We start from the raw sequence: 1,943 nt of genomic DNA, 5'->3' as shown, positions 1-1,943 counted from the left end.
CTCGACCTGGTCTTCGAATACAAGCTGCGCGAACTGCTGGCCCCGACGCTCGCGCGCATCGCAGATTCGCTGATCCGGGACACCCGCAACGAGCTCGCGACGACGCTGCGCGAGATCGTCACCCGCGCCGTCGCGCAAGAGCTGCAGCGCACCCGCGGCGGCCGATAGGTCGAGCGCAGCGAAGACCCCCTCAAGCAACGCGCCGGGGAACCGGCTTTGCCGGGCCCCTGGCGTGGCGCCCCTCGGGGGCAGGAGCGGCAGCGACTGGGGGGCTGTCGTTTACCCTATCAACGCGGCCCGGAACTTGCTCGTTGTGTCGCCATGTCACAGCGAGCCCAACCCCTGATCCCTTGAGGACATCGCGCAACCAGACCCGAGGATTCCCGCAATGGAGGCGGTTTTTTTTGGGGTAACGTTGCGCCCGCTGAGGCTGACTCCTCACCCGTTATCCAGTCTTTCCCAAACCCCGGAGGTTTTTGCATGCAATACAAACTCAATGTCCTGGTCGCTGCTGCCGTCACCCTGTTCGCCGGTGCGGTGTCCGCCCAGGAAGTCGTGAAGATCGGCCACGTGGCCCCGACGAGCGGCGGCATTGCCCACCTCGGCAAGGACAACGAGAACGGCGCGCGCATGGCCATCGACGAACTGAACGCCAAGGGCGTGACGATCGGCGGCAAGAAGGTCAAGCTCGAGCTGCAGGCTGAAGACGATGCCGGCGATCCGAAGCAAGGCACGGCCGTCGCTCAGAAGCTGGTCGACTCCAAGGTCAACGGCGTGATCGGCCACCTGAACTCGGGCACGTCGATCCCGGCCTCCAAGGTCTACAGCGACGCCGGCATTCCGCAGATCAGCCCGTCGGCGACGAACCCCAAGTACACCCGCAACGGCTACAAGACCACGTTCCGCGTGGTGGCTGACGACGTGCACCTGGGCGGCACGCTGGGCCGCTATGCGGTCAAGGAGCTGAAGGGCAAGTCGATCGCCGTCATCGACGACCGCACGGCCTACGGCCAGGGCGTGGCCGACGAGTTCGAGAAGGGCGTCAAGGGCGCGGGCGGCACGACCGTCTCGCACCAGTTCACGACCGACAAGGCGACCGACTTCACCGCCATCCTGACCCAGATCAAGTCGAAGAACCCGGACGTGGTGTTCTACGGCGGCATGGACGCGGTGGCCGGCCCGATGATCCGCCAGATGAAGCAGCTGGGCATCAACGCCAAGTTCATGGGTGGCGACGGCATCTGCTCGGGCGAGCTGCCGAAGCTGGCCGCCGGCGCGATGGGTGACGGCCAGGTCGTCTGCGCCGAAGCCGGTGGTGTCGAAGGCACGCAGAAGGTCGGCATGGAGAAGTTCCGTGAAGACTACAAGAAGAAGTTCAACACCGAGGTGCAGATCTATTCGCCGTACGTGTATGACGCCGTCAACGTGATGGTGGCCGCGATGGTCAAGGCCGGCTCTGCCGACCCGGCCAAGTACCTGCCGGTGCTGGCCAAGACCGACGGCTACAAGGGCGTGACGGGCACGATCTCGTTCGACGAGAAGGGTGACGTCAAGAACGGCGCGCTGACGCTCTTCACCTACAAGGGTGAGAAGCGCGAGCAGATCGCCGTGGTGCGCTGATCGGTCTTTCGTTCACTGCCATGCAGAAGGGACGCCGCGAGGCGTCCCTTTTTTGTTGTGCTGTGCGGCAAGGCGCGTGGGGGAGGCCGTGGCGCGCCGGCCTCCCCCACGCGCCTTGCAGCCACCGCCGTGCTCCTGCGGCTATGACAAGCGAACAAGTGGGAATTGATGCCCGGGTAGTCACCCGGGCTGCGCGGCTCGGCCAGCTCGACGAACACTCGCGGTTCGTGGGCGGAGCGGCCGGGGCAGGCTGYGGGGGCGACTTCTGGGGCGACGGAGAAGMTCGGCTTCGGGGGTGGCGCGCGCCAGCGCGCTTCGTAGAC

Annotated in this window: 1 protein-coding gene; it reads left to right on the top strand. The window is 65.9% G+C overall.

Annotation, left to right across the window (positions count from 1 at the left end; all coding sequences use genetic code 11):
* Positions 1–480 precede the first annotated feature (480 nt).
* Entirely contained in the window at positions 481–1,620 is a 1,140-nt protein-coding gene (locus tag AC1D15_RS29515; protein WP_047507956.1) for a branched-chain amino acid ABC transporter substrate-binding protein, read from the top strand.
* Positions 1,621–1,943: the final 323 nt, after the last annotated feature.

Source organism: Rhizobacter sp. P2_H2 (assembly GCF_056403375.1).
The sequence above is the reverse complement of the archived record's forward strand: the minus strand, read 5'-3'. Positions and strand labels throughout refer to the sequence as shown.

Excerpts from the sequence above, each read along its gene's own strand:
- AC1D15_RS29515 (WP_047507956.1), top strand. The coding sequence starts at position 481 with ATGCAATACAAACTCAATGTCCTGGTCGCTGCTGCCGTCACCCTGTTC.